Annotated in this window: 20 protein-coding genes and 1 pseudogene; 8 read left to right on the top strand and 13 right to left on the bottom strand. The window is 71.7% G+C overall.

Translation table 11 applies throughout. The features are described 5' to 3' along the window. Window positions 1-14: 14 nt before the first annotated feature. Window positions 15-1,112, top strand: a complete 1,098-nt coding sequence (locus tag F6X53_RS01360; protein ID WP_150996412.1) for an acyltransferase family protein — start codon at window positions 15-17, stop codon at window positions 1,110-1,112. A 2-nt stretch (window positions 1,113-1,114) separates the two neighbouring features. Here the strand turns inward: F6X53_RS01360 and F6X53_RS01355 are convergent, their stop codons facing one another. Beyond that, window positions 1,115-1,966 carry a type 1 glutamine amidotransferase gene (locus F6X53_RS01355; RefSeq protein ID WP_150996410.1) on the bottom strand — a complete coding sequence of 284 codons (852 nt, stop codon included), beginning with the start codon at window positions 1,964-1,966 and terminating at the stop codon, window positions 1,115-1,117. A 447-nt stretch (window positions 1,967-2,413) separates the two neighbouring features. Here F6X53_RS01355 and F6X53_RS01350 point away from each other — a divergent pair, with 447 nt between their 5' ends. Next, complete coding sequence (locus tag F6X53_RS01350) at window positions 2,414-4,639, top strand: transglycosylase domain-containing protein (RefSeq protein WP_150996408.1); 2,226 nt, start codon at window positions 2,414-2,416, stop codon at window positions 4,637-4,639. 172 nt (window positions 4,640-4,811) lie between these two features. Next, a complete protein-coding gene (locus F6X53_RS01345; RefSeq protein WP_238298676.1) occupies window positions 4,812-6,365 on the top strand; it encodes a GGDEF domain-containing protein in 1,554 nt (517 codons plus the stop codon). 13 nt (window positions 6,366-6,378) lie between these two features. Here F6X53_RS01345 and F6X53_RS01340 read toward each other — a convergent pair whose 3' ends face one another. Further along, window positions 6,379-7,218: an aldo/keto reductase gene (locus F6X53_RS01340; protein WP_150996406.1), complete on the bottom strand. Its 840-nt coding sequence runs from the start codon at window positions 7,216-7,218 to the stop codon at window positions 6,379-6,381. Between the two features lie 261 nt (window positions 7,219-7,479). Between F6X53_RS01340 and F6X53_RS01335 the strand changes: the two genes are divergently transcribed. The 3 genes from F6X53_RS01335 to F6X53_RS01325 are packed head-to-tail and all read left to right on the top strand — an operon-like array spanning window position 7,480 to window position 9,278. After that, window positions 7,480-8,565 (top strand): adenylate/guanylate cyclase domain-containing protein, encoded by a 1,086-nt coding sequence (locus F6X53_RS01335; protein ID WP_150996404.1) that lies wholly within the window; start codon window positions 7,480-7,482, stop codon window positions 8,563-8,565. After that, complete coding sequence (locus F6X53_RS01330) at window positions 8,565-8,819, top strand: hypothetical protein (protein WP_150996402.1); 255 nt, start codon at window positions 8,565-8,567, stop codon at window positions 8,817-8,819. Before F6X53_RS01335 ends, F6X53_RS01330 begins: the two co-directional genes overlap by 1 nt. Continuing rightward, window positions 8,820-9,278, top strand: a complete 459-nt coding sequence (locus F6X53_RS01325; protein ID WP_150996400.1) for a YaiI/YqxD family protein — start codon at window positions 8,820-8,822, stop codon at window positions 9,276-9,278. 4 nt (window positions 9,279-9,282) lie between these two features. Here the strand turns inward: F6X53_RS01325 and F6X53_RS01320 are convergent, their stop codons facing one another. The 11 genes and pseudogenes from F6X53_RS01320 to F6X53_RS01265 form a co-directional block, all read right to left on the bottom strand. After that, the gene (locus F6X53_RS01320) at window positions 9,283-9,534 is read right to left on the bottom strand and encodes a BrnA antitoxin family protein (protein ID WP_150996398.1); all 252 of its coding nucleotides are present in this window, start codon (window positions 9,532-9,534) and stop codon (window positions 9,283-9,285) included. A gap of 9 nt (window positions 9,535-9,543) precedes the next feature. Then, entirely contained in the window at window positions 9,544-9,771 is a 228-nt protein-coding gene (locus F6X53_RS01315) for a hypothetical protein (protein ID WP_150996396.1), read from the bottom strand. A gap of 246 nt (window positions 9,772-10,017) precedes the next feature. Continuing rightward, window positions 10,018-10,958, bottom strand: a pseudogene (locus F6X53_RS33940) (DMT family transporter). 64 nt (window positions 10,959-11,022) lie between these two features. Continuing rightward, window positions 11,023-12,291 carry an arsenic transporter gene (locus F6X53_RS01300; protein ID WP_150996390.1) on the bottom strand — a complete coding sequence of 423 codons (1,269 nt, stop codon included), beginning with the start codon at window positions 12,289-12,291 and terminating at the stop codon, window positions 11,023-11,025. A gap of 32 nt (window positions 12,292-12,323) precedes the next feature. Next, the gene (locus F6X53_RS01295) at window positions 12,324-13,583 is read right to left on the bottom strand and encodes a metallophosphoesterase family protein (protein ID WP_150996388.1); all 1,260 of its coding nucleotides are present in this window, start codon (window positions 13,581-13,583) and stop codon (window positions 12,324-12,326) included. Between the two features lie 36 nt (window positions 13,584-13,619). Beyond that, entirely contained in the window at window positions 13,620-14,936 is a 1,317-nt protein-coding gene (locus F6X53_RS01290; RefSeq protein ID WP_150996386.1) for an MFS transporter, read from the bottom strand. A gap of 168 nt (window positions 14,937-15,104) precedes the next feature. Further along, entirely contained in the window at window positions 15,105-16,169 is a 1,065-nt protein-coding gene (gene tolA, locus F6X53_RS01285; protein ID WP_150996385.1) for a cell envelope integrity protein TolA, read from the bottom strand. A 4-nt stretch (window positions 16,170-16,173) separates the two neighbouring features. Continuing rightward, window positions 16,174-16,671 carry a protein TolR gene (gene tolR / locus F6X53_RS01280; protein WP_150996383.1) on the bottom strand — a complete coding sequence of 166 codons (498 nt, stop codon included), beginning with the start codon at window positions 16,669-16,671 and terminating at the stop codon, window positions 16,174-16,176. A 163-nt stretch (window positions 16,672-16,834) separates the two neighbouring features. After that, window positions 16,835-17,527, bottom strand: coding sequence for a MotA/TolQ/ExbB proton channel family protein (locus F6X53_RS01275; RefSeq protein ID WP_150996381.1), 693 nt, complete (start codon window positions 17,525-17,527; stop codon window positions 16,835-16,837). A gap of 202 nt (window positions 17,528-17,729) precedes the next feature. After that, the gene (locus F6X53_RS01270) at window positions 17,730-18,230 is read right to left on the bottom strand and encodes a Tat pathway signal protein (RefSeq protein WP_150996379.1); all 501 of its coding nucleotides are present in this window, start codon (window positions 18,228-18,230) and stop codon (window positions 17,730-17,732) included. An 88-nt stretch (window positions 18,231-18,318) separates the two neighbouring features. Continuing rightward, on the bottom strand, window positions 18,319-18,807 hold the full coding sequence (locus tag F6X53_RS01265; protein WP_150996377.1) for a hypothetical protein: 489 nt from the start codon (window positions 18,805-18,807) through the stop codon (window positions 18,319-18,321). Between the two features lie 410 nt (window positions 18,808-19,217). Between F6X53_RS01265 and F6X53_RS01260 the strand changes: the two genes are divergently transcribed. Both F6X53_RS01260 and F6X53_RS01255 read left to right on the top strand, forming a co-directional pair. After that, window positions 19,218-19,646 carry an Hsp20 family protein gene (locus F6X53_RS01260; RefSeq protein ID WP_150996375.1) on the top strand — a complete coding sequence of 143 codons (429 nt, stop codon included), beginning with the start codon at window positions 19,218-19,220 and terminating at the stop codon, window positions 19,644-19,646. A gap of 95 nt (window positions 19,647-19,741) precedes the next feature. After that, entirely contained in the window at window positions 19,742-20,026 is a 285-nt protein-coding gene (locus tag F6X53_RS01255) for a BQ00720 family protein (protein ID WP_150996373.1), read from the top strand. Window positions 20,027-20,049 lie beyond the last annotated feature (23 nt).

Genomic DNA, 20,049 nt, shown 5'->3' with positions numbered 1-20,049 from the left:
AGGGCGCGGCGATCATGGCGACAGGGGCGGAGAGGGTGGCGCGGCGGCCCGACGAGGCCATGCGCCTCGCCTGGGTCGACGTGGCCAAAGGCATCTGCATCCTGCTCGTGGTGATGATGCATGCGACGCTCGGCACCGGCGAGGCCCTGGGCGGGGAGGGCTTCCTGCACACGGTCGTGGCCTTCGCCAAGCCGTTCCGGATCCCCGACTTCTTCCTGCTCTCCGGCCTCTTCGTCGGTCGGGTGATCGATCGGGACTGGCGCCTGTTCGCGGACCGGCGCGTCGTGCACTTCGCGTATTTCTACGGTCTCTGGGTCGTGCTCCAGTCGCTCGCCAAATACGGGCAGATCACCGACGGCGCCGGACCCTCGGCCTTCCTGGCCCATCTCGCCCACGCCCTCGTCGAGCCCTACTCGACCCTCTGGTTCATCTACCTGCTCGCCGTCTTCTCGGTGGTGACGAAGCTGCTGCGGCGCCTGCCGGCGCCCGTGCTGCTCGCGGGCGCGGCGCTGCTCCAGATCGTGCCGCTGGCGACCACGTCCTATCTCCTGGAGGAGTTCTGCGCGCGCTACGTCTACTTCGTGGCGGGCTACCTGTTCGCGCCCCGGATCTTCGCGCTCGCCGGGTTCGTGCGAAGCCGGCCGGTCCCGGCGCTCGCGGGGCTTGCGCTCTGGGCCCTGGCCGAGGCCTGGCTGGCCTTCACGCCATCCGGCCTGCCGGGCTTCCCGACCCTCGCGAGCCTGCCCCTGGTCAGCCTCGTCCTCGGAGGCGCGGGCGCCCTCGCGATCGTGGCGGCCGCGGCCCTCCTGACCCGGATCGGCGGGCCGGTGACGGCGGCTCTCCGCGCCTGCGGAAGCCGCTCGATCGTGATCTATCTCGCCTTCTTCCTGCCGATGGCGGCGACGCGCACGCTCCTGGTCAAGACCGGATGGGTGCCGGATATCGGACTCGCGAGCCTGATCGTGACAAGTGTCGCGGTTCTGGTGCCGCTCGCCCTCGAGCGGGCGATCCGCGGCACGGTCCTGTCCTTCCTGTTCCGGCGTCCGCCCGCCTTCCACCTCGTGGGCACGGCGGTGGAGGCACCCGCGCGTCCGGTGCTCCGCCCGGCCTGATCTCAGCGCCGCGCGCGGGGCCGCACCAGCCGGTCGAGGAAGTTCGCGATCTCGCGCCGGCGCCGAATCGGCGCCATCACCTCGGGCCCGAGCCCGTGGCGCCAGACGAGGTCGAGGCGCCCCTCCGGATCCGCGTGCAAGGCGTCGAGTTCCGCGGCGTAGGCCTCGACCTCGCCGGGCGTGCGGCAGAGCCCCGCCTCCACCACCTCGGCGCTGCTGAGCCGCAGCATCGCCGCGACCGCGTCGAGGTCGAGCTCCGGATGATACTGCGTGCCCCAGAACACGCCCTCGCCCCGCACGATCTCGATCGCCTGAACGGCGAGCAGGCCGTTCTCCGCCAGAACCCGGCAATCCGGGGGCGGCTCGATCACCGCGTCGAGATGCATGGCGGGCGCGTCAAAGGCGGCCGGGCGGCCGCTCAGGAGCGGGTGCGCCTGGCCGCTCCGCGTCGGCACGATGCGGCGGGCGAAGCCGAATTCGGGCCCGCGCGGGTTGCGGCCCGCCCGGCCCCCCGCCACCACGGCCGCGACCTGCACGCCCCAGCACGAGCCGAAGACCGCAAGGCCCGCCGCGAGGCAATCGCGCATCAGCGCGATCTGCCGCTGCACGGCCGGCGTCTCGTCGGTGACGTGCAGCTCGGATCCGGTCACGATGACGCCGTCGAAGCTCGCGAGCCCGACGCCGCCGGGCAGGGCCGCATCCGCATCGGCCGGGTTGAGGATCGTCGCCACGATGTCGGGCGCCAGCGCCTTCAGGATCGCCGCATAGGCCTGCGCCGAGCTCTGCCCGGTCGCCGCGATGCGGCCCGCACGTCCATCGCGGGCATTCCCGTCCGCGACGAGGATGTTCAGCATCGATCTCGAATCCGTTTGGGCGGTCCCGCCACGCTGGCGGCCTGACCAAACGGGGGATCGGGGGCGCCGTTCCGCGCCGGCCGGAGGACCCGTCGCCGCAGGGCGCGAAGCGCCCGGAGCGATCGGTCGCGCCTCAGAACTCGGCGAAGTGATCATTGAGGCCGGCCCGCACGAGGAGGCCTTGCGTGCTGAAGCGCCCCCCGTGCAGGAACTGGGTCGCACCGAATGCCTCGGGCCCCGGCTCCCGCGCAGGCGTGAGCGTGAGGCCGCCACGGCGTCACGATCCGCCTGCCCCGGTCATCCGCGAGCCACCCCCTCGCGCGCGGGCTCACATGGTCAAGAACTCTTAAACCCGCCGCATTTACGGTGCCGAACCGGGCCCCACCGGAACGGGAACGCCGCGACCGCGGCACCGGCCGGGCGAGGCCCAGGGAACAGACGGGACGCATGGCGAACGGACGCGGACGGGCCGGCCGAGGCGAGCCGAACTTCGACGTGCCGGAAGGGCGCGCCGCGGTTGCGGGCGATCTCGACCTGCGCCTGTCGCGCGAGGATCGCCCGGGAGGCGGTGTGGCGAAGCGCGCGGGTGGTGGTGGACAGGATCAGCGTGGCCGCGCGAGCGCGCCGGCGCCCCGTGGCAATGGGCGGCGGGCATCGTCCCCGGCGCCGCGCAAGGGCAAGCGCCGGGGCTCCTTCCTCGGGCGCCTCGCCTATGCCGGCGTGGTGCTCGGCCTCTGGGGTGTGATCGGGCTCGCGGGCCTCGTCGCGTATCATGCCTCGCAGCTCCCGCCGATCGACCAGCTCAGCGTTCCGAAGCGCCCGCCCAACATCGCGATCCTGGCGAGCGACGGCTCGCTTCTGGCCAATCGCGGCGAGACGGGCGGGCGCGTCGTGAGCATCAAGGAATTGCCGCCCTACCTGCCGCGCGCCTTCGTGGCGATCGAGGACCGGCGCTTCTACGGCCATCTCGGCGTCGATCCCGTCGGCATCGCCCGCGCCATCGGGCAGAACCTGACGCGGCGCGGCGTGGCGCAGGGCGGCTCGACCCTGACGCAGCAGCTCGCCAAGAACCTGTTCCTGACGCCCGAGCGCTCGGCCTCGCGCAAGATCCAGGAGGCGATCCTGGCGCTGTGGCTGGAGCACAAATACACCAAGGACGAGATCCTCGAACTCTACCTGAACCGGGTCTATTTCGGCGCCGGCGCCTACGGCGTCGAGGCGGCCGCGCAGCGCTATTTCGGCAAGCCGGCCAAGAGTGTCAGCCTCGCCGAGGCCGCGATGCTGGGCGGCCTCGTCCAGGCGCCCTCGCGCCTCGCGCCGAACCGCAACCTGCCGGCCGCCCAGGCGCGCGCCGCCCAGGTGTTCGCGGCCATGCAGGAGCTCGGCTTCGCCAAGCCGCAGGACGTGAAGGTGGCGCTGGCGCAGCCGGCCCGACCGGCGAGCAGCCGCGGCGGCGGCTCGGCCAACTACGTCGCCGACCTCGTCATGGATGTCCTCGACGATTTCGTGCCAAAATTCGACAGCGACATCGTGGTGCAGACCACCGTCGACACCACCCTCCAGGGCGTCGCCGAGAAGGCGCTCGTGGACGAGCTGAACACCAAGGGCGGGCGCTACAATGTCGGCCAGGGCGCCCTCGTCTCGATGCGCCCGGACGGGGCGATCCGGGCGCTGATCGGCGGGCGCGACTACGCGCAGAGCCAGTTCAACCGGGCGACCAGCGCCAAGCGTCAGCCCGGCTCCTCGTTCAAGCCCTTCGTCTATCTGGCGGCGGTGGAGAAGGGCGCGACGCCCGACACCGTGCGCGAGGACGCGCCGATCAGGATCGGTACCTGGCAGCCCGAGAACTACTCGCACCAATACGAGGGCGCGGTCACGCTGCGCACGGCGCTCGCGCTCTCGCTCAACACCGTGGCGGTGCGCCTCGGCCAGGAGGTCGGCCCCAAGGCCGTGGTGCAGACCGCCCAGCGGCTCGGCATCACCTCGCCGCTGCAGGCCAACGGCTCCATCGCTCTCGGCACCTCCGAGGTGACGCCGCTCGAGATGGTTGGGGCCTACGGGGCCTTCGGCAATGGCGGCATCGGGGTCATCCCCTACGTGGTCTCCACCGTGAAGGCCGCGGACGGCAAGGTCCTCTACAAGCGCGGCGAGGGCGGCCTCGGGCGCGTGATCGACGCCAACGCGGTCGGCATGATGAACGCCATGATGCACGAGACCTTCGTGATCGGCACCGCCAAGAAGGGCGACATCGCCGGCTGGGACCTCGCCGGCAAGACCGGCACCAGCCAGGATTTTCGCGATGCCTGGTTCATCGGCTACTCGGGCACCCTGGTGACCGGGATCTGGCTCGGCAACGATGACAGCGAGCCGACCAAGAAGGCGTCGGGCGGCAATTTGCCGGTAGAGATCTGGAAGACCTACATGAGCGTGGCCCTGAAGGGCCAGACGCCCGTGCCGCTGCCCGGCATGAACCGCTGGCGCAAGGCCCCCGAGACCACCGCCTCGGTGGCGAGCGCGAGCCCGGGCGGCCTCCTCGGGACGCTCATCGGCGAGGCGCCTCAGGCCGCCGCCCCGCCCGTCGCGCAACCGCGCCCGTCGGCGGGGACGCGCGCCCGCGGCCCGAGCCAGGACGACCGCAACTTCCTCGAGAAGCTGTTCGGCATCGGCGAGTGACGGGCGCCGGCGGCGCCCATCCGGGCCCGCCGTCGCGCAAAAATCGCGCGATCCGATTTCCGTTCCGTTGAGCATGCCGGGCGGTAAGCCGGCGTTAGGCCTGCTCGGTAGGCTTCGGCACATACCTCTGAGCGATAAATGTCCTTGATCAGGGTTCGGCGAGGGCAGGGGCGTGAAGTCGGTCTGGAAGCATTCCGTGGCGCGGCATTGGCAGGATCGGGCTTCGCGGCTGATCGCCTGCCTGGGCCTCGGCGTCACCGCCGGGTCGTGCATGCTCGGCCTGTATCTCGTCGCCGACATGCGCGAGGCGGCCTGGCGGCAGGCTGAGCAGAATTCGCTCAACCTGCTGACGCTGATCGAGCAGAGCGTCGCCCGCAGCGTCGAGATGTACGATCTCTCGCTGCGCTCGGCCGCCGCCGCCGCACCGCGCGCCGACCTCGCCGCGCTCCCGCACCAGATCCGCGACAGCGCCCTCTTCGACAGTTCCGCGAAGGCCTCCGGCCTCGGCGCCATCCTGATCACCGACGCGCAGGGACGCCTGAAAGCCGCCTCCGATCCGGCCGTGGCGAGCGACCTCACCCTCGAGACCATGCCGTCCCTCGCCACCCTGCGCGGCAAGCCCGGGACGGGCGTCGTCGTGGAGGGCCCGCGGCAATGCCTCGTCACCGGCCGGACCGTGATGACGCTGAGCCACCGGATCACCGAGCCGGATGGCAGCTTCGGCGGCATGGTCACGGGGACGATCGAGCTCGCCTATTTCCAATCCCTCTTCGCCAAGCTGCATATCGGCCAGGGCGGCTCCATCAACCTGTTCCACATGGACGGCACGCTCCTGGTGCGCGAGCCCTTCGTGGCCGCCAATGTCGGGCGCAGCATCGCGGGCGGCGCCACCTTCCGGCGCTTCAAGGAGAGCCCCCGCGGCACCTTCGTGGAGCGGTCCGCCATCGACGACGCCGAGCGCCTCTACGCCTACACGCATATCGCCGGGGTGCCGCTCATCGTCGACGTCGCCCTCGGGACGGAGAGCATCCGGGCCGTGTGGCTGCCCAAGGCCGTCACGGTCGGCGCCCTGATCCTCGGGCTCTGCCTCGCGACCCTCGGATTGACGGTGCTGCTGCAGCGCGAGGTGGTGCGGCGCGCGGCCGCCGAGGCCAGTTCGCGGGCGGCCAATGCCGAGCTCGCGGCGCTCGCCGCCACCGACAGCCTCACGGGCCTGCCCAACCGGCGGCGCTACGACGAGGTGATCGGCCGGGAGTGGCGGCGCGCCAGCCGGTCCTGGTCGCCCCTGTCGCTGCTCGTGCTCGATACGGACCATTTCAAGCACTACAACGACCATTTCGGCCACCAGAGCGGCGACGTGGTCCTGAAGGCGCTCGCCCGCTGCCTCGAGGAGACGCTCAACCCCCTCGACGCCATCGCGTGCCGCATCGGCGGCGAGGAATTCGGCATCGTCCTGCCGGGGGCCTCCGCCGCCGAGGCCTGGTCCGCGGCCGAGCGGATCCGGCGCGCCGTGGTCGGGCTGCAGATCCCGCATGCCCCGGAGATGGGCGGCATCGTGACCGTCAGCATCGGGGTCGCGCACGTGGTGCCGGGCGCCCAGGACACGCCGGAAGCGCTGTTCGCGGAGGCCGATGCCGCCCTCTACGAGGCCAAGCGCAGCGGCCGGAACCGCGTCCGCATGGTCGAGGCCCCGGTGCCGGACCGCGTGCCGGCCCTGCGCGCCTGACGAACTCGGGGCGCTACAGCATCGGCAGCGTCCGCGGGCGCGGTCCGCGCGGGAACTCCGCCTCGATCATTGCGACCTCGTCGCCCGTCAGCACGAGCGTGCCGGCCCCGGCATTGCGGATCGCCCGCTCGGGCCGGCTGGTCTTGGGGATCGTGAAGGTGTGCTCGAACCGCGTCAGGAAGGCGAGGGCGACCGCGTGGGGCGTGGTGGCGTGGGCCTGCGCGATGCGGGCCAGGATCCGCCCCCCCGGGCTGTCCGGGTGCGGGAAATCCCCGCTGCCGAACGGCGAGTAGCCGACCAGCGCGACCCCGTGATGGGCGCACCAGGGCAGGACCGCGTGCTCGATCGCCCGCTCGCCCAGATGGTACAGGACCTGATTGCAGGCGATTCTGTAGGGGCCGGCGATCCGCAGGGCGCGGTCGAGGTCGTCGACGTCGAAATTGCTGAGGCCCCAGGAGAGGATCTTGCCGGCGCGGCGCAGGTCCTCGAACCCCGCGATCGTCTCCTCCAGCCTGTGGCTGCCCGGCCAGTGCAGCAGGTAGCAATCGAGCCGGTCGGTGCGCAGGCGCGCGAGCGATTGCTCGCAGGCCCGCACGACGCCCCGCCGGGTGGCGTTGCTGGGCACCACCTTCGAGACCAGAAACATCTCCTCGCGCAGCCCCTGCAGGGCCTCGCCCAGGATGGCTTCGGCCTCGCCGTACATCTCGGCGGTGTCGATATGGGTCATCCCGGCATCGATCCCGGCGCGCAGCGTCGCGAGGACCTCCGCCCGCGCGGCGGCGTCGATGCGCCAGGTGCCCTGGCCGATGATCGGTACGCGATGGCCGGTCGCGCCGAAGCTGCGCACCCGCATGGCTGTCTCCCGCTTCTGGTTGGGCCGGGCCCGTCGGGCGACGAGCGCCTCGGGGCCCGGACGTTGGCGGCCTGGCTCCCGCGATCACGGCGCGGTCTCTCCCGATGCCTTATTCGCGCCATCATGGGGGAATGAGCAATGGGGGCGGCGCTCGGAGCGGCGCTGGACTTTAGACCAAGGACGCGCCGTGTTCACCGCCGCCCCGATCCCATCACGCGCGGACCGGCGGCCGGGTCGCCGCACGCGCCGTGGGGTGTGCTGATGCTGCCGCAGCACCGCTGGTTCTGGATCCTGATGATCGTCGCCTGCGGCGGCGCGGGGCTCCTCTACAACGTGATCTTCGCGGCCGGCGCCACGCCGCTCGCCGGGCTGGTCTACGGGCTCGCGGTCGGCGCGGCCGGGCTCGGCTTCGACCGGGGGCTGATCCTGGCGGGCCTGCAGACGCGGATGCGGCGCCTGCCCGCCATGCTCTACGTGCCGGCCGCCGAACTCGCCTACGTGCTGATGATCGCCCTCGGCATCGCCTTCGGGGGCCTCGTCGTCTGGGTGCTCGGCCTCACCGACGACGATCTCAAGACCGCCGTGAAGATCACCCCGCGGGTGCTCGCCTACTCGCTCGCGGTCTCGGCGCTGCTCGTCTTCGTGGTGCGCATGCGCGACCTGATCGGCGGCGAGGTGTTCGTGAACTTCCTCGTCGGGCGCTATCACCAGCCCGTCCGCGAGGAGCGGATCTTCCTGTTCCTCGACGTGGTCGGGTCCACGGCCTTCGCCGAGACCCACGGTGACCTGCGCGCGCAGGCCTATCTCAGCGCGGTCTTCGCCACCCTCGCGGAGCCCGTGCGCCGCAACGCCGGCTCGACGGACGATTACATCGGCGACATGGCGATGATCACCTGGCCGATGGCGCGCGGTCTCAAGGATGCGCGCTGCGTCGCCTGCGTGTTCGACGTGCTCGACCGGATCGAGGCGGAGGCCGAGGCGTGGCGGGCCCGCTTCGGCACGGTGCCGCGCCTGCGCGCGGCCCTGCATGGCGGCTCCGTGGTCACGGCCGAGGTCGGCGTCGACCGGCACAAGATCGCGTATTTTGGCGACGCCGTGAACGTGACCTCGCGGATCGAAGCCCTGTGCCGCCCGCTGAAGACCGAGATCCTGATCTCGGAGGACCTCCTCGCGCGGCTCGATGCCCTGCCGCCCGGCATCACGGCGCGCTCGCTGGGCGCCCATACGGTGCGCGGGCGCGGCCAGCCCCTCTCGGTGGCGACGCTGGAGCGGGCTGCCCCGGAGCTCAGCCAACCGGATCGGCCGGCGGCGGACGCCGCCCCGCGCGTCGCGGCCGGCCTGCGCTGATGGCGGAGCGCTCGGGCAGGGCCGGGGCCGAGCCGGCGGCGAGATCCGCACCCGCGCCGGCGGGCGCCCGCCCCAGGACATGGCGCACGCCCCTGCGCCTCGTGCTGCGCTTCGGGCCGCCGATCCTCGGGATCGTGGTGATCGGGAGCGCGATCGTGGCGTCGATCGGCGGCGAGATCAGCCATGCCCGCTTCGCCCTCGGGATCATCCTCATCGCGCTCGGCTTCAGCGCACGCCTCGTGCCGGGACGCTGAATGGGCATCACGATCTACGTCGATGCCGATGCCTGCCCGGTGAAGGACGAGACCTACCGGGTCGCGGCCCGCTACGGGCTGCCCGTCATCGTGGTGGCGAACAGCTTCCTGAACGTCCCGCGCGAGCCCTGGATCCAGCGTGTCGTGGTGAGCGACGCCCTCGACGCGGCCGATGACTGGATCGCCGAGCGGGCCGGGCCGGACGCGATCGTCATCACCGCCGACGTGCCGCTGGCGAGCCGCTGCGTGAAGGCGGGCGCCGCCGTCCTGGCGCCGACCGGCAAGGCCTTCACGGATGCCTCCGTCGGGATGGCGCTCGCGACCCGGAACCTGATGCAGGACCTGCGCGAGGCGGGCACGATCACGGGCGGCCCAAAGCCGTTCTCGGCCCGGGACCGCTCGGCCTTCCTGGGGGCCCTCGACCGGGCCGTGAACCGGCTCCGGCGGGGCGGGGCCTGATGTTCTAGAGGCCCGCGAGCTTCTTCAGCGCCGCGTTGATGCGGTCCTGCCAGCCCGGGCCGTCCTTCTGGAAATGCTCCAGCACGGCGCTGTCGAGGCGCAGGGTCACGGATTCGCGCGCGCCCGGCACAGCGGCGGGCGCCGCCTCGCGGGGGGCGGCGGGCGCAGCCGCGGCGGGCTTCGTGGTCGCGGCCTTGAAGGCAGCCTCGGCGGCTTGCCGGGGATCACTGGTGCGGCGGCTTCGATCGTAGGCCATCGGACCCTCTCAGGAACGCTTGCGCTTCTTCGGGGCGGGCGGCGGGGCCGCAGCTTTCGCCTCGGCATCGGCCGCTTCCTTGGCGAGGCGCAGGGCGCGCAGGCGGACCGTGCGCTCGTCCATCGCCTTGGCCTGCGCGTGATGCTCGGCCATGGCCTCAGCCCCCTCCTTGGCCATCCGCTCGGCGCGCTCGGCGCGCTCCTCGGCTCGGGTCCGGGTGTCGCTGTCCTGGCTCATCGCAATCCTTTCTCGCTGCCCGGCCGCGGTGAACTCGGCCGGAACGGCGCGACGCATCGGTCGCGGCCGGGCGAGGGGCGGGGGCAGGCCCGGCCGGCTCGGGGAGGGATGTGAGCGGCCGTCGGCTTGGGTCCCAAGACCCGTCACGCACATCGCTCCGGGCTGGATCAACCCGGGTGTAGCACGGCTGCGCACCGCAAAGCCAACGCGGCCCGTCCTTTGTCCTCAGCCGACCGTCCGGTGCCCTCAGAACACGGCGATGAGCACGATCCCGGCGACCATCAGAACCGCTCCGACGAGGCGCGCGCGGCCGGCCCGGTGCCGCGGCATGCCGAGCCAGCCGAAATGATCGAGGGCGAGCGAGGTCAGGAGATTGGCGGTGATGAGCAGGCCGTTGAACGGGCCCGCCCCGACCTTGTCGACGAAGAGGAGGCCGCCGAACACCGCGACCGCCCCGGCAAGCCCTCCGAGGGGGGCCCACCAGGGCATCTTGGCGAGATCCTCGGTCCTCGGCAGCGGCGTCGGGCGGATCGCCAGCATGGTGAGGAACACGAACACGATCGGCAGGAACGAGACCGCCGCGGCGAGCCAGGGGTTGACCAGCGCCCCGCGCAGCTGCGCGTTCATGACGACGCCGAAGGCCTGGAGCGCGCCGGCGCCGAGGACGAAGGGATAGAGCAGGCGGCCGTTCATCGCGCAGCCTCGGTTCCGCCATCCTGGCGGCTCTCGCCGTCCGGGTTCTTCGAGCGGGCGATCAGCACGATGCCGCCGACCATCAGGGCGCCGCCGAGCCAGGGCAGGGGCTTGAAGCCCCCCGCCTGCATGCCGAACAGCCCGAAGGCGTCGATGGCGAGGGAGGTCAGGATGTTGGCGGCGATGAGCAGGCCGTTGAACGGCCCCGCCCCGACCTTGTCCACGAGGGCGAGGCCGCCGAACACCGCGACCGCCCCGGCGAGCCCCCCGAGCGGCGCCCACCAGGGCATCCCGGCCAGGCTCGCGAGGCTCGGGAGCGGCGTCGGCATCACGAAGAACAGGGTCGCGAAGACGAAGACGATCAGGGCGAAGGAGACCGTCGCGGCGAGCCACGGATTGACCAGGGCGTTGCGCAGGCGCGCATTCATCGAGTTGCCGGCGGCCTGGAGCGCCCCCGCCACGAGGATGAAGGGATAGAGCAGGAGCGGGTTCACGGCGCGGCGCCTCCGGAGGCTTCGGGGTCGAGGATCGGGGATCGGGGATTGGGCAGAGACGGCGTCAGGGCATGAGGAGCAGCCCGGCCAGCGCCAGGATCAGGGCGGGCGGCATCACCAGGAGGCCGAGCTTGAGGAAGCGCCAGGCGCTCACGTCCTCGCCCTCGCGCCGGATGGCGGTGAGCCAGAGGATCGTGGCGAGGGAGCCCGTGACCGACAGGTTCGGGCCGAGATCGACGCCGATCAGGATCGCGCCCGCGACCTTCTCGGAGACGTGGGCCGCCTGAACCGCCGCCCCCGCGAGAAGTCCGGCGGGCAGGTTGTTGACGAGGTTGGTGGCCACCGCGACGAGGATGCCCGAGCCCCAGGCCGTGGTGCCGGGGTCGCCCTGCGCCGCCCGCTTCAGGAGGTCGGCCAGCATGGCGAGGATGCCGGTCTTCTCCAGCGATTCGACGAGGACGAAGAGGCCCGCCACCAGGGGCAGCACGCCCCAGGAGATGTCGCGGAGGATGTCCACGAGGCCGCCGCGCTTGATCGCCAGAACCACGAGCGTCGTGGCGAGGCCGGCGACGAAGGTGGGCAGGCCGAGATCGAGCCCGAAGGCCGAGGCGCCGATCAGCGCCGCCGCCGTCGCCACGATGCCGAGGCCGGCGATCTTGCCGGTGCCGGAGAGCGTGGCGGCGTCGGCATCCGTGGCGATCTCCTGGCTCGCGAGCGCGCCGGCCTGCGTCCAGCGCAGGACCGCGTAGGTCGCCCCGATCGCCAGGACCGAGGGCAGGGCGAAATGCGCGAGCCAGCGCGTCAGCGGCGGCATGTGCTCGGCGAAGACCACGAGGTTGGCCGGGTTCGAGATCGGCAGCACGAAGCTCGCGGCATTCGCGATGAAGGCGCAGATGAACAGGTAGGGCAGGGGCTCGGCCTTGGCGGCCTTGGCGGCGGCGTAGACGGCCGGGGTCAGCACCACCGCGCAGGCATCGTTCGACAGGAAGACCGTCACCACGGTGCCGACGAGGTAGATCAGCGTGAACAGGCGCGTCGCCGAACCCTTGGCCTGCCGCACGGCGGCCTGGGCCAGCCAGTCGAACAGACCTTCCTTCCGGGCGATCTCCGCGAGCAGCATCATGCCGATCAGGAACAGGTAGACGTCGGTGCCCTTGGCGATGCCGTCGAGGGCCGCGCCCACGGGCAGGAGGCCGAACAGGACGAGGCAGGCGGCCCCGACCACGGCCCAGATCGCCTCCGGCCAGGAGAAGGGCCGCAGGATCACCCCGAGGGTGGCGAGGCCGGCGATACCCCAGGTGGCGAGGTTCGGTGAGAAGGTGAGCGCGCCCATGAATTCGTTCGTCGTCCTGTGTTCGTCGTCGCCTACCAGTGCCGCCCGTTGCGGTTCGGTCCGAGCTGATCGCCGCGCAATCCCTTCTGGAGCCAGCGGCCCAACGCGAAGGCGTCGCTGCCGGGCCGACCCGCCCGGTGCGGCGCGCTCCAATGGCGGCCGACCGGCTCGATCACGTCGAAATCCATGCCCTGCGGGCCCTCGCCGTTCCAGGTGTCGAGGGCGGCCTGCACGCTCAGGCGCCGTCCCTCGGCCGGCCACGGGATCGATCGCGTCCAGCAGCGGTCGTCGCCGTCCGGCGGGTCCATGGTGATCCAGGGGCCGTCATCGACCCGGCATCGCACGAGGGCCGGCGCCGTCCCGGACAGGACGAGGGCGCGCACGCACAGCCACGGCTCGTCCGCCCGGGCCGCGGTGGCGAGCCGCCGGTCGGCCGGGCTCGTGATCAGGACGAAGGGCCAGGGCTGGTCGAGGGGCTTGAAGCGCCAGCTCGTGACGTCCCGGTCGATCGCCGCCACCGCGTAGCCGACCGAGCCGTCCTCGTTCTGGCCGACCGAGCGGGCGGCGGCGTAGAGGGTCACGCCGTCCTGCGCCAGCTCGTTGTAATGGGTGTGGCCCATCTCGACGAGGCGCACGCGCGCGGCGCGAAACAGGCCCGCCGTCTCGGCGCGCGTGTCCGGGGGGTCGAGATCGTCCGGATAGGCGTGCATGAAGACCGCGCAGGGGCGGGTCGGCTCGCCCTGCGCGTCGAGGGTCGCCAGGATCTCGCGCGTCAGCCACTCCGCCTGCGCCCAGCCGAGGCGGAAATCGAGGCCCTTGCCCTTCTCGCCGTAGCCGGCGCTGCAGAGATCGAGGAAGAGGCAGCGTACCCCCCCGATATCCTCGGCGTAGAAATACTGCTCCGGGAGCGGGCGCCGGACCGGATCGGTGCGGGGGGGAACGACCCGGTCCTCACCCATGACCTCGCGGAACAGGACCGCGAAATCCGCCATGCAGCCGTGCTGGCGGTCGTGGTCTCCAGCGATGAGGCGGACCGGCAGCGGCGCCCGCGGCAGCGCCCCGCGCAGCAGGTCGTATTGGGCCGCGCGGCCATCCTCGGCGATGTCGCCAGGCAGGTAGAGGAAATCCGCGACCGCGTCGGGCGACGGGCTCAAGGTGGCCAGATCCGCCAGGATCGCCGCGAGGTCGCGCACCGACGCGGCGTCGGGACCGTCGAGGTGCAGGTCGCCGACATGCACGAAGACGAAGGGCCGCGGCGCCTTGGCCGAGGCTTTCGGGTTGAGGTCGGACATCGCGCGGGCCTCGGGCTGGCGGGGGCGGTGCGGCTCTCAGGCGGCGGCGGGCTGCGGCATCGGCCCGGGTCCGCCGGTCCGCGCATCCGGCGCGGTGCTGCCCCGGGTCTCGGGCATCAGCAGCAGGTAGCCGGCAAAGCCCACGGCCGCGATCACGGCGAGCGACAGGAAGGCCACGGAGAAGCCGGCCCCGACGATGATCACGCCCGCGAGGGTGGCGCTGAAGGAGGCGCCGATGCCCTGCGCGGTGGCGACGGCCCCCTGCGCGACGTTGAAGCGGCCGGTGCCGCGGGTGAGGTCCGCGACGACCACCGGGAACAGGGCGCCGTAGATCCCGGCCCCGATCCCATCCAGCAGCTGCACGCCGACGAGCCAGAACGGGTTGTCCGAGAGCGTGTAGAGCACGCCCCGGATCGCCAGGATCCCGAAGGCCGCGAGGAAGATCGGCTTGCGCCCGATCGCGTCGGCCCGGGCGCCGACGAAGACCGCCACCGGCACCATCACGCATTGCGCCGCCACGATGCAGACCGCGATCAGGGAGGTCGCGTGGTCCTTGCCCGAGAGCTTCGTCAGCAGCTGGCCGACGGAGGGGAGCATCGCCGCGTTGGCGAGGTGGAACAGGGCGCAGAGGCCCGCGAAGACCATCAGGGTGCGGTTCTGCAGCAAGGCGGTGAGGCCCGAGGGCGCCTCGCTGCTCGCCGCCTCGGCGTCGTGATCGAGGCCGCGGGCGAGGTCGTCGTCGATCGCCTCGGCCGGGATCATCAGCATGGCGCCGATGGAGAGGGCAGCCAGGATCGCCATCAGCCAGAACACCACGATCGGCCCGAAGAAATAGGCGGTGGACCCCGCGAGCGCCGCCGAGACCGCGTTGCCCGCGTGGTTGAAGCCCTCGTTCCGGCCGATCCGCTTCGAGAACATCTTCGGCCCCACCACCCCGAGGGTGATGGCGGCCAGCGCCGGCGGGAAGATCGCCCCCGCGATGCCGGCCACCGACTGGGTCGCGGCGACGAGGGTGAAGTTCGTGATGAAGGGCAGGATCAGGCAGCTCGCCGTGACGGCGAGCGCCGCCGCGATCACGACCATCCGCTTGTGGCTGGTCCGGTCGATCAGCGCGCCCGCCGGGGTCTGGGCGACGAGGCCCGCGATGCCCGACAGCGTGATCACCAGGCCGATCGTCGCCTCGTTCCAGCCCTGCTCCGGTCCGCGCACGGCGAGCAGGTAAATCGCCAGATAGGGGCCGAGCCCGTCCCGCACGTCGGCGAGGAAGAAGTTGAGGGCGTCGAGGCCGCGCAGGGCCGCGGCGGAAGGCGCGCGCACGGAAGCGCGCGCGTCCGTCTGATTCAACCCGGCCATGAGGTTCCCCGGTCCTGCGTCGCGGAATCGGGACCGACCGAATGGCCTAGCCTCGACCCCTGCGCAATCATCTTGCCGGGACGGCGGTTCCACCCTCCGGATTAACAGTTGCGTGAAGAGGTGGTTTCAACCTGTAGAATGAATACAAGTACAGGATGCAACTGCTGTTCAGCGGCCTGGACTAAACCGCATCGGCACGGTGACCGAGAGGCTGGAGACCGTCACGCCGGGCGGGGCGGCCGGCAGGGTCCCGCGCACCGCCGCGAGCGCCGCGCTGTCGATCGGCCCGATGCCGCTGCTGCCGGCGAGCCCGGCGCTGAGCACCTGGCCGGAGCGCGACACGGTGAACCGCACGGTCGCGACGCCGCCGGCCGTTCCGGAGGCCGCGTTCTTGTTCATGCGGCCATGGATGGCGGAGCTGAGCGCGCCCTGCCACTGACGCAGCGCATTCGGGTCGTTCCCGGCGGAGGCGGATCCCGAGCTGCTCTGGCGCGAGGCCGAGGCGGAGTTCTGCGCGGCGCGGCCGGCATTCGCCGCGGAGGCCCGGGCCTTGGCCTCGCGCGCGGCCTTCTCCTTGGCCTCGCGGACGGCCTCGCGGTGCTCCTCGATCAATTCCTGGCGGCGCTCCTCGGCCTGGGCCTTGCGCTTGGCCTCGCGAATCGCCTTGAGGCGCGCCTCGCGCTCGGCCGCGATCTTGGCGAGGTCGGGCTTGGGCTTCACCTCCTCGATGGGCTTTGGATCGGGGGTCTGCGCCAGGACGGGGGGCGGGGGCGCCAGGGGCTCGGCCTGGGGCGCCGTCGAGGTGATGACCTGGCTTTCCGGCTCCACCGGCACCGCGTCCGTCGGCGGCTCGGTGAACGCCTGCACCGGCGGCGGCTCCACGGCCTCCGGCGGCTTCTCGGTCAGGGTCTCCTCGGGAACGATCTGCGACGCCTCGGGCGGGGGCACCGCCGCGACCTCGTTCGGGGGCTCGGTCGAGGTCTCCGGCGGGGCGGTCTGACTCTCCATCTGCTCGCTCGGGGCCTGCGTGTCAGCCTCCGTCATCTGCGGGGCGAGATCGATCGAGATGGTGTTCTCGCCCGGCGGGGTCGGGGGCGACAGGCGATAGAAGGCCAGGCCCACCAGGGCCGCGAGGTGCAGCGCGAGGGCCACCAGGAAGGCGGCGAACAGGCCGGACGGCCCGCGCCCGGAATCACCGGTCGAGGAATTTCCGGTCGAGACGAGAGCACTCATGAGACTACTGCGCCGCCCCGCTTGCGGGGGCCGCGGCCGGCGCGGCAGCCGGCGCGGCCGGCGCGGCAGCGCCCGGCGATTGCGCGATCAGGGAGACCTTGGTGAAGCCCGCCTGGCCGACGAGGCCCATCACCTCCATGATCTTGCCGTAGGGCACGTCCCGGTCGCCGCGCACCAGCATCACCTGGGACGGGTCCTCGGCGGCCATCGCCTTCAGGCGCGGCATCAGGGTCTCCAGGGTGAAGACCTCCTTGGCGATCGAGGGATGCCCGTCCTTATCGATCGTGACTTCCAGGGGCTTCTTGGCCTGCGCCACCTTCGCGGCGGAGGTCTTGGGCAATTGCACCGGCACGCCGGTCGTCATCAGGGGCGCCGCCACCATGAAGATGATGAGCAGCACCAGCATCACGTCCACCATCGGGGTGACGTTGATCTCCGACATCGGCGTCGTGTCGAGTCCGTCGTCGTCGTCGCCGCTCGCGCGGATCGATCCCATGGCCATGGTTCGCCCTCCGGGGCTCCGTCGGCGGGCGCTGCCGGGCGCGCCGCCGCAATCTGTCTACGCCGCCGGGAGCCGCGCGGGCCGCCGACGGACAGGTCCATCGTGATTCAGGTGGCGCAGGGCCCTCGGGCGGGCCCGGAAGGCGTGGAAGCGCGCCCCGGTCCTACTCGGCCGCCGCGGCGCGTCCGTGGGCGGCGCGGTCGCGGGCCAGACGGTTGCCGAGCACGCCGATGCAGGACACGAAGGCACCCTGGATGCGCCCGACATCGTTCGTGAGCTTGTTGTAGGCCATGACGGCCGGGATCGCGACGACGAGGCCGATCGCCGTGGCGAACAGCGCCTCGGCGATGCCGGGCGCCACCACGGCGAGCGAGGTGTCCTGGCTCTTCGCGATCGACGAGAACGAGTTCATGATGCCCCAGACCGTGCCGAACAGGCCGACGAACGGGGCCGTGGAGCCCGCCGTCGCGAGGAGCGGCAGGCCGCCTTGGAGCCGCTTCACCTCAAGGCCGAGGGCCGCCCGCATGGCGCGCTCGATCCGGTCGCGGCGCTCGGCGCGGGTCTCGGTCGGGTCCTGGTCGCGCCAGGCCTCGAGGGCGGCGTTGACCACGTGGGCCGAGATGCCCTTGCGGTCGGCCTCCAGCGCGCCGCCGGAGCGCACCAGCGTCTCGAAGGCCTTGGCCTGGCGCTTGGCGGCGGCGAGGCGCACCAGCTTCTCGAACACGATGGTCCAGCAGGCGACCGAGGCGACGACCAGCAGGAGCATCACGCCCTTCACGATCGGGTCGGCCTGCAGGAACAGCCCGAGGAACGAGAAATCGTGAACCACTTCTGCCGGCGCGGATGTCGGATCCATGACGGACTCCCTCATGCTCAAATCTGGTGCGGCCGGTCGGCCGCGGGGCTCATCTCTGATGCGGCCCGGAGGCCGCAGGTCTCATCCCGGTCGCGGCCTTCGAGGCCGCAGGTGACATATCCGCCGCGGCCTGCCGGGCCGCAGGTCGGCCGATCCCGCGCGGCACGAGCCGGGGCGGCGGTCAGGCCCGGCGCGCGGCCCTTCAGCGGTCGAAGGCGACGCTGGTCTTGGTCTCGGTCTCGGTGCGTTCGAGGCAGGTCTCGCGGCTCGCCTCGCCCCCCTCGCAGGCCAGGACGTCGTTGAGAAGGACCCGCCCGATCTTGGGGCAGGCGATCCCGGTGAAATCGAAGATCTTCACGATGGTCTTCCGGTCGGGCAGGGGGCCGAGCTCGACCGCGACCCGCTTCTGCGCCACGCCCTCCTGGTCGAAGGCGAAGAGGTCGACCTTCAGGGATTTCAGGGCCGTGCCCCGGCTGTTGTCGACGAGGAGATAGGTGCGGCAGGATTCGCTGGCCGGTTCCAGGCGGTTGAGCTGCAGCTTGATCGGCGCGGCCTTGGCGTCGGGCGCGGACGGCGCAGTGTCCTGCGCGCGCGCGCCCGTTGCCAGGGTCAGCGCGAGGCCCGCCACCAATCCGCGGGCGAGCCGGCCGATCCGGACGCGATTCCGGGGCTTTTCCCGCGTGAGCACCTGCGCCTTCTCCATCACCTGTCCCGCTCTCCCCAACCGTTCCTGGTCCCGGTGGCTCCCTGCGCGCCCCGGATCGTGATCGCCCACCCGGGCGCCGGCCCCGTCAGTGCAGGGCCGTTCCGGACGGGCGCGCCTCGCCGAGCTGGCGCGCCGCTGCATTGATCGTCTCGACCGCGTCGCGAACCGCCGCGACGAGCCGCGGCGCCTCGGTGCGGCCGGTGATCGCGGCGGCATCCCGCCCGACCTCGTCCCACAACCGCCGGCGCCCCCGGCCGATCAGGGCGACGAGGGCGCATTCGTGTGCCGTCACCCGGCAGCAGGTCGCCGGCATGAATTGCCAGTCGCCCTCCCGCTCGGCCCGCAGGGTCCGCATGATGCCGACCATGCCGGAGACCAGGCGGCCGCCCTCGCTGCAACCGAGCAGGCGCTCGGCCCCGTCGAAGGCCGCATCCCAGCAGGCGACGTCGCTCGTCATGTAGCCGGACGCCACGAACCGGGCGACCGACAAAGCGAGGACGTCGGCATCGTCCCCGCAGACCTCGGCGACCGTCAGCATGCGGTTGTGCCCGGACGGGTTCGACGACGCGTTCATACGGCCTCCGGTCAAGCGCAGGACCCAGCCGGACGGTCCCGCTCGGCGGAACCCCGCATGACGCCTGGCGCCGGAAATATCCGAGGTGCTGCCCCGGGATCAAGGTCTGAGAAGAATTTGAGAGTAATTCCAAACTGTTACTCTCGCTCGTTGAGGCACCCGTCTGGCCTCTTGCCGAATGATCCCGAATGAAGGTGCCGTTTGCTCCCTTTTTTCCGACGAAATCCTGCGCGCCCCGCCCCGGCTCGCCGACGCAACCTGTGGATGGCGGGCTTGATGGCGTTCGGGCGGGGCTCCATATCTCGAAGGCGGGCGTCAACGCGCCGGCCGGAGTGCTGCAAGCCGCGGGCTCCAACCACGAAGTGCCTGTCCGCCGACGCTGGGGCTTCGCAAGGGACTGACATCTGCCGATGACGCGCGTTTCTCCGTTCGGACATCCGTTCCTGCTCGGCTTCGACGAGATCGAACAGGCCCTCGACCGCGTCTCGAAGGCGGCCAATGACGGATATCCGCCCTATAATATCGAGCGCCTGCCGCGCACCGAGCGCGAGCCCGAGCGCCTCCGCATCACCTTGGCGGTCGCGGGCTTCACCCTCGACCAGCTCGACGTGATGCTGGAGGAGAACCAGCTCATCGTGCGCGGGCGTCAGATCGAGGAGCGGGAGCGCCAGTTCCTCCATCGCGGCATCGCCGCGCGTCAATTCCAACGGGCCTTCCTGCTCGCCGACGGCATGAAGGTTCTCGGGGCCGACCTCTCGAACGGAATGCTCTCGATCGACCTCGTCCGCCCCGATCCCGAGCGGGTCGTGCGCAAGATCGCCATCGCGTCCCGCGATTGAATCCGAGGCCCGGACACACCATCTCCAGCCTCGGTCGGTTCGTCGCTACGGGACATCAGCCGACCGGACGCTCTGCCTCGAAAGGAGGGCATGACATGACCGACCTGAGCCGGAATCCCCTCACGGCCGCCGATCTCGACCCGGCCGAATTTCAGCCCGCCGATCTCGCCGCACTCGGCGAGGGACACCTCGCCTACGTGCGCCCGATCAGCTCGGACGAGGTGAAGCGCTTCTTCCCGCAGGCCCCGGACCTGACGCCCGGCCTCGCGCTGTTCGCGCTCCTGTCTGCCAGCGGGGCGCCGATCCTCCTCGCCGATTCGCGCGACGTGGTGGTGGCCAACGCCATGGCGCATGATCTCCACACGGTCAGCCTGCACTGACATCGCGATCCATGCCTGAGGAG

This window comes from Methylobacterium soli (assembly GCF_008806385.1).
GTDB classification, from domain to species: domain Bacteria; phylum Pseudomonadota; class Alphaproteobacteria; order Rhizobiales; family Beijerinckiaceae; genus Methylobacterium; species Methylobacterium soli.
This window is presented reverse-complemented; position numbering and strand designations above follow the sequence as displayed.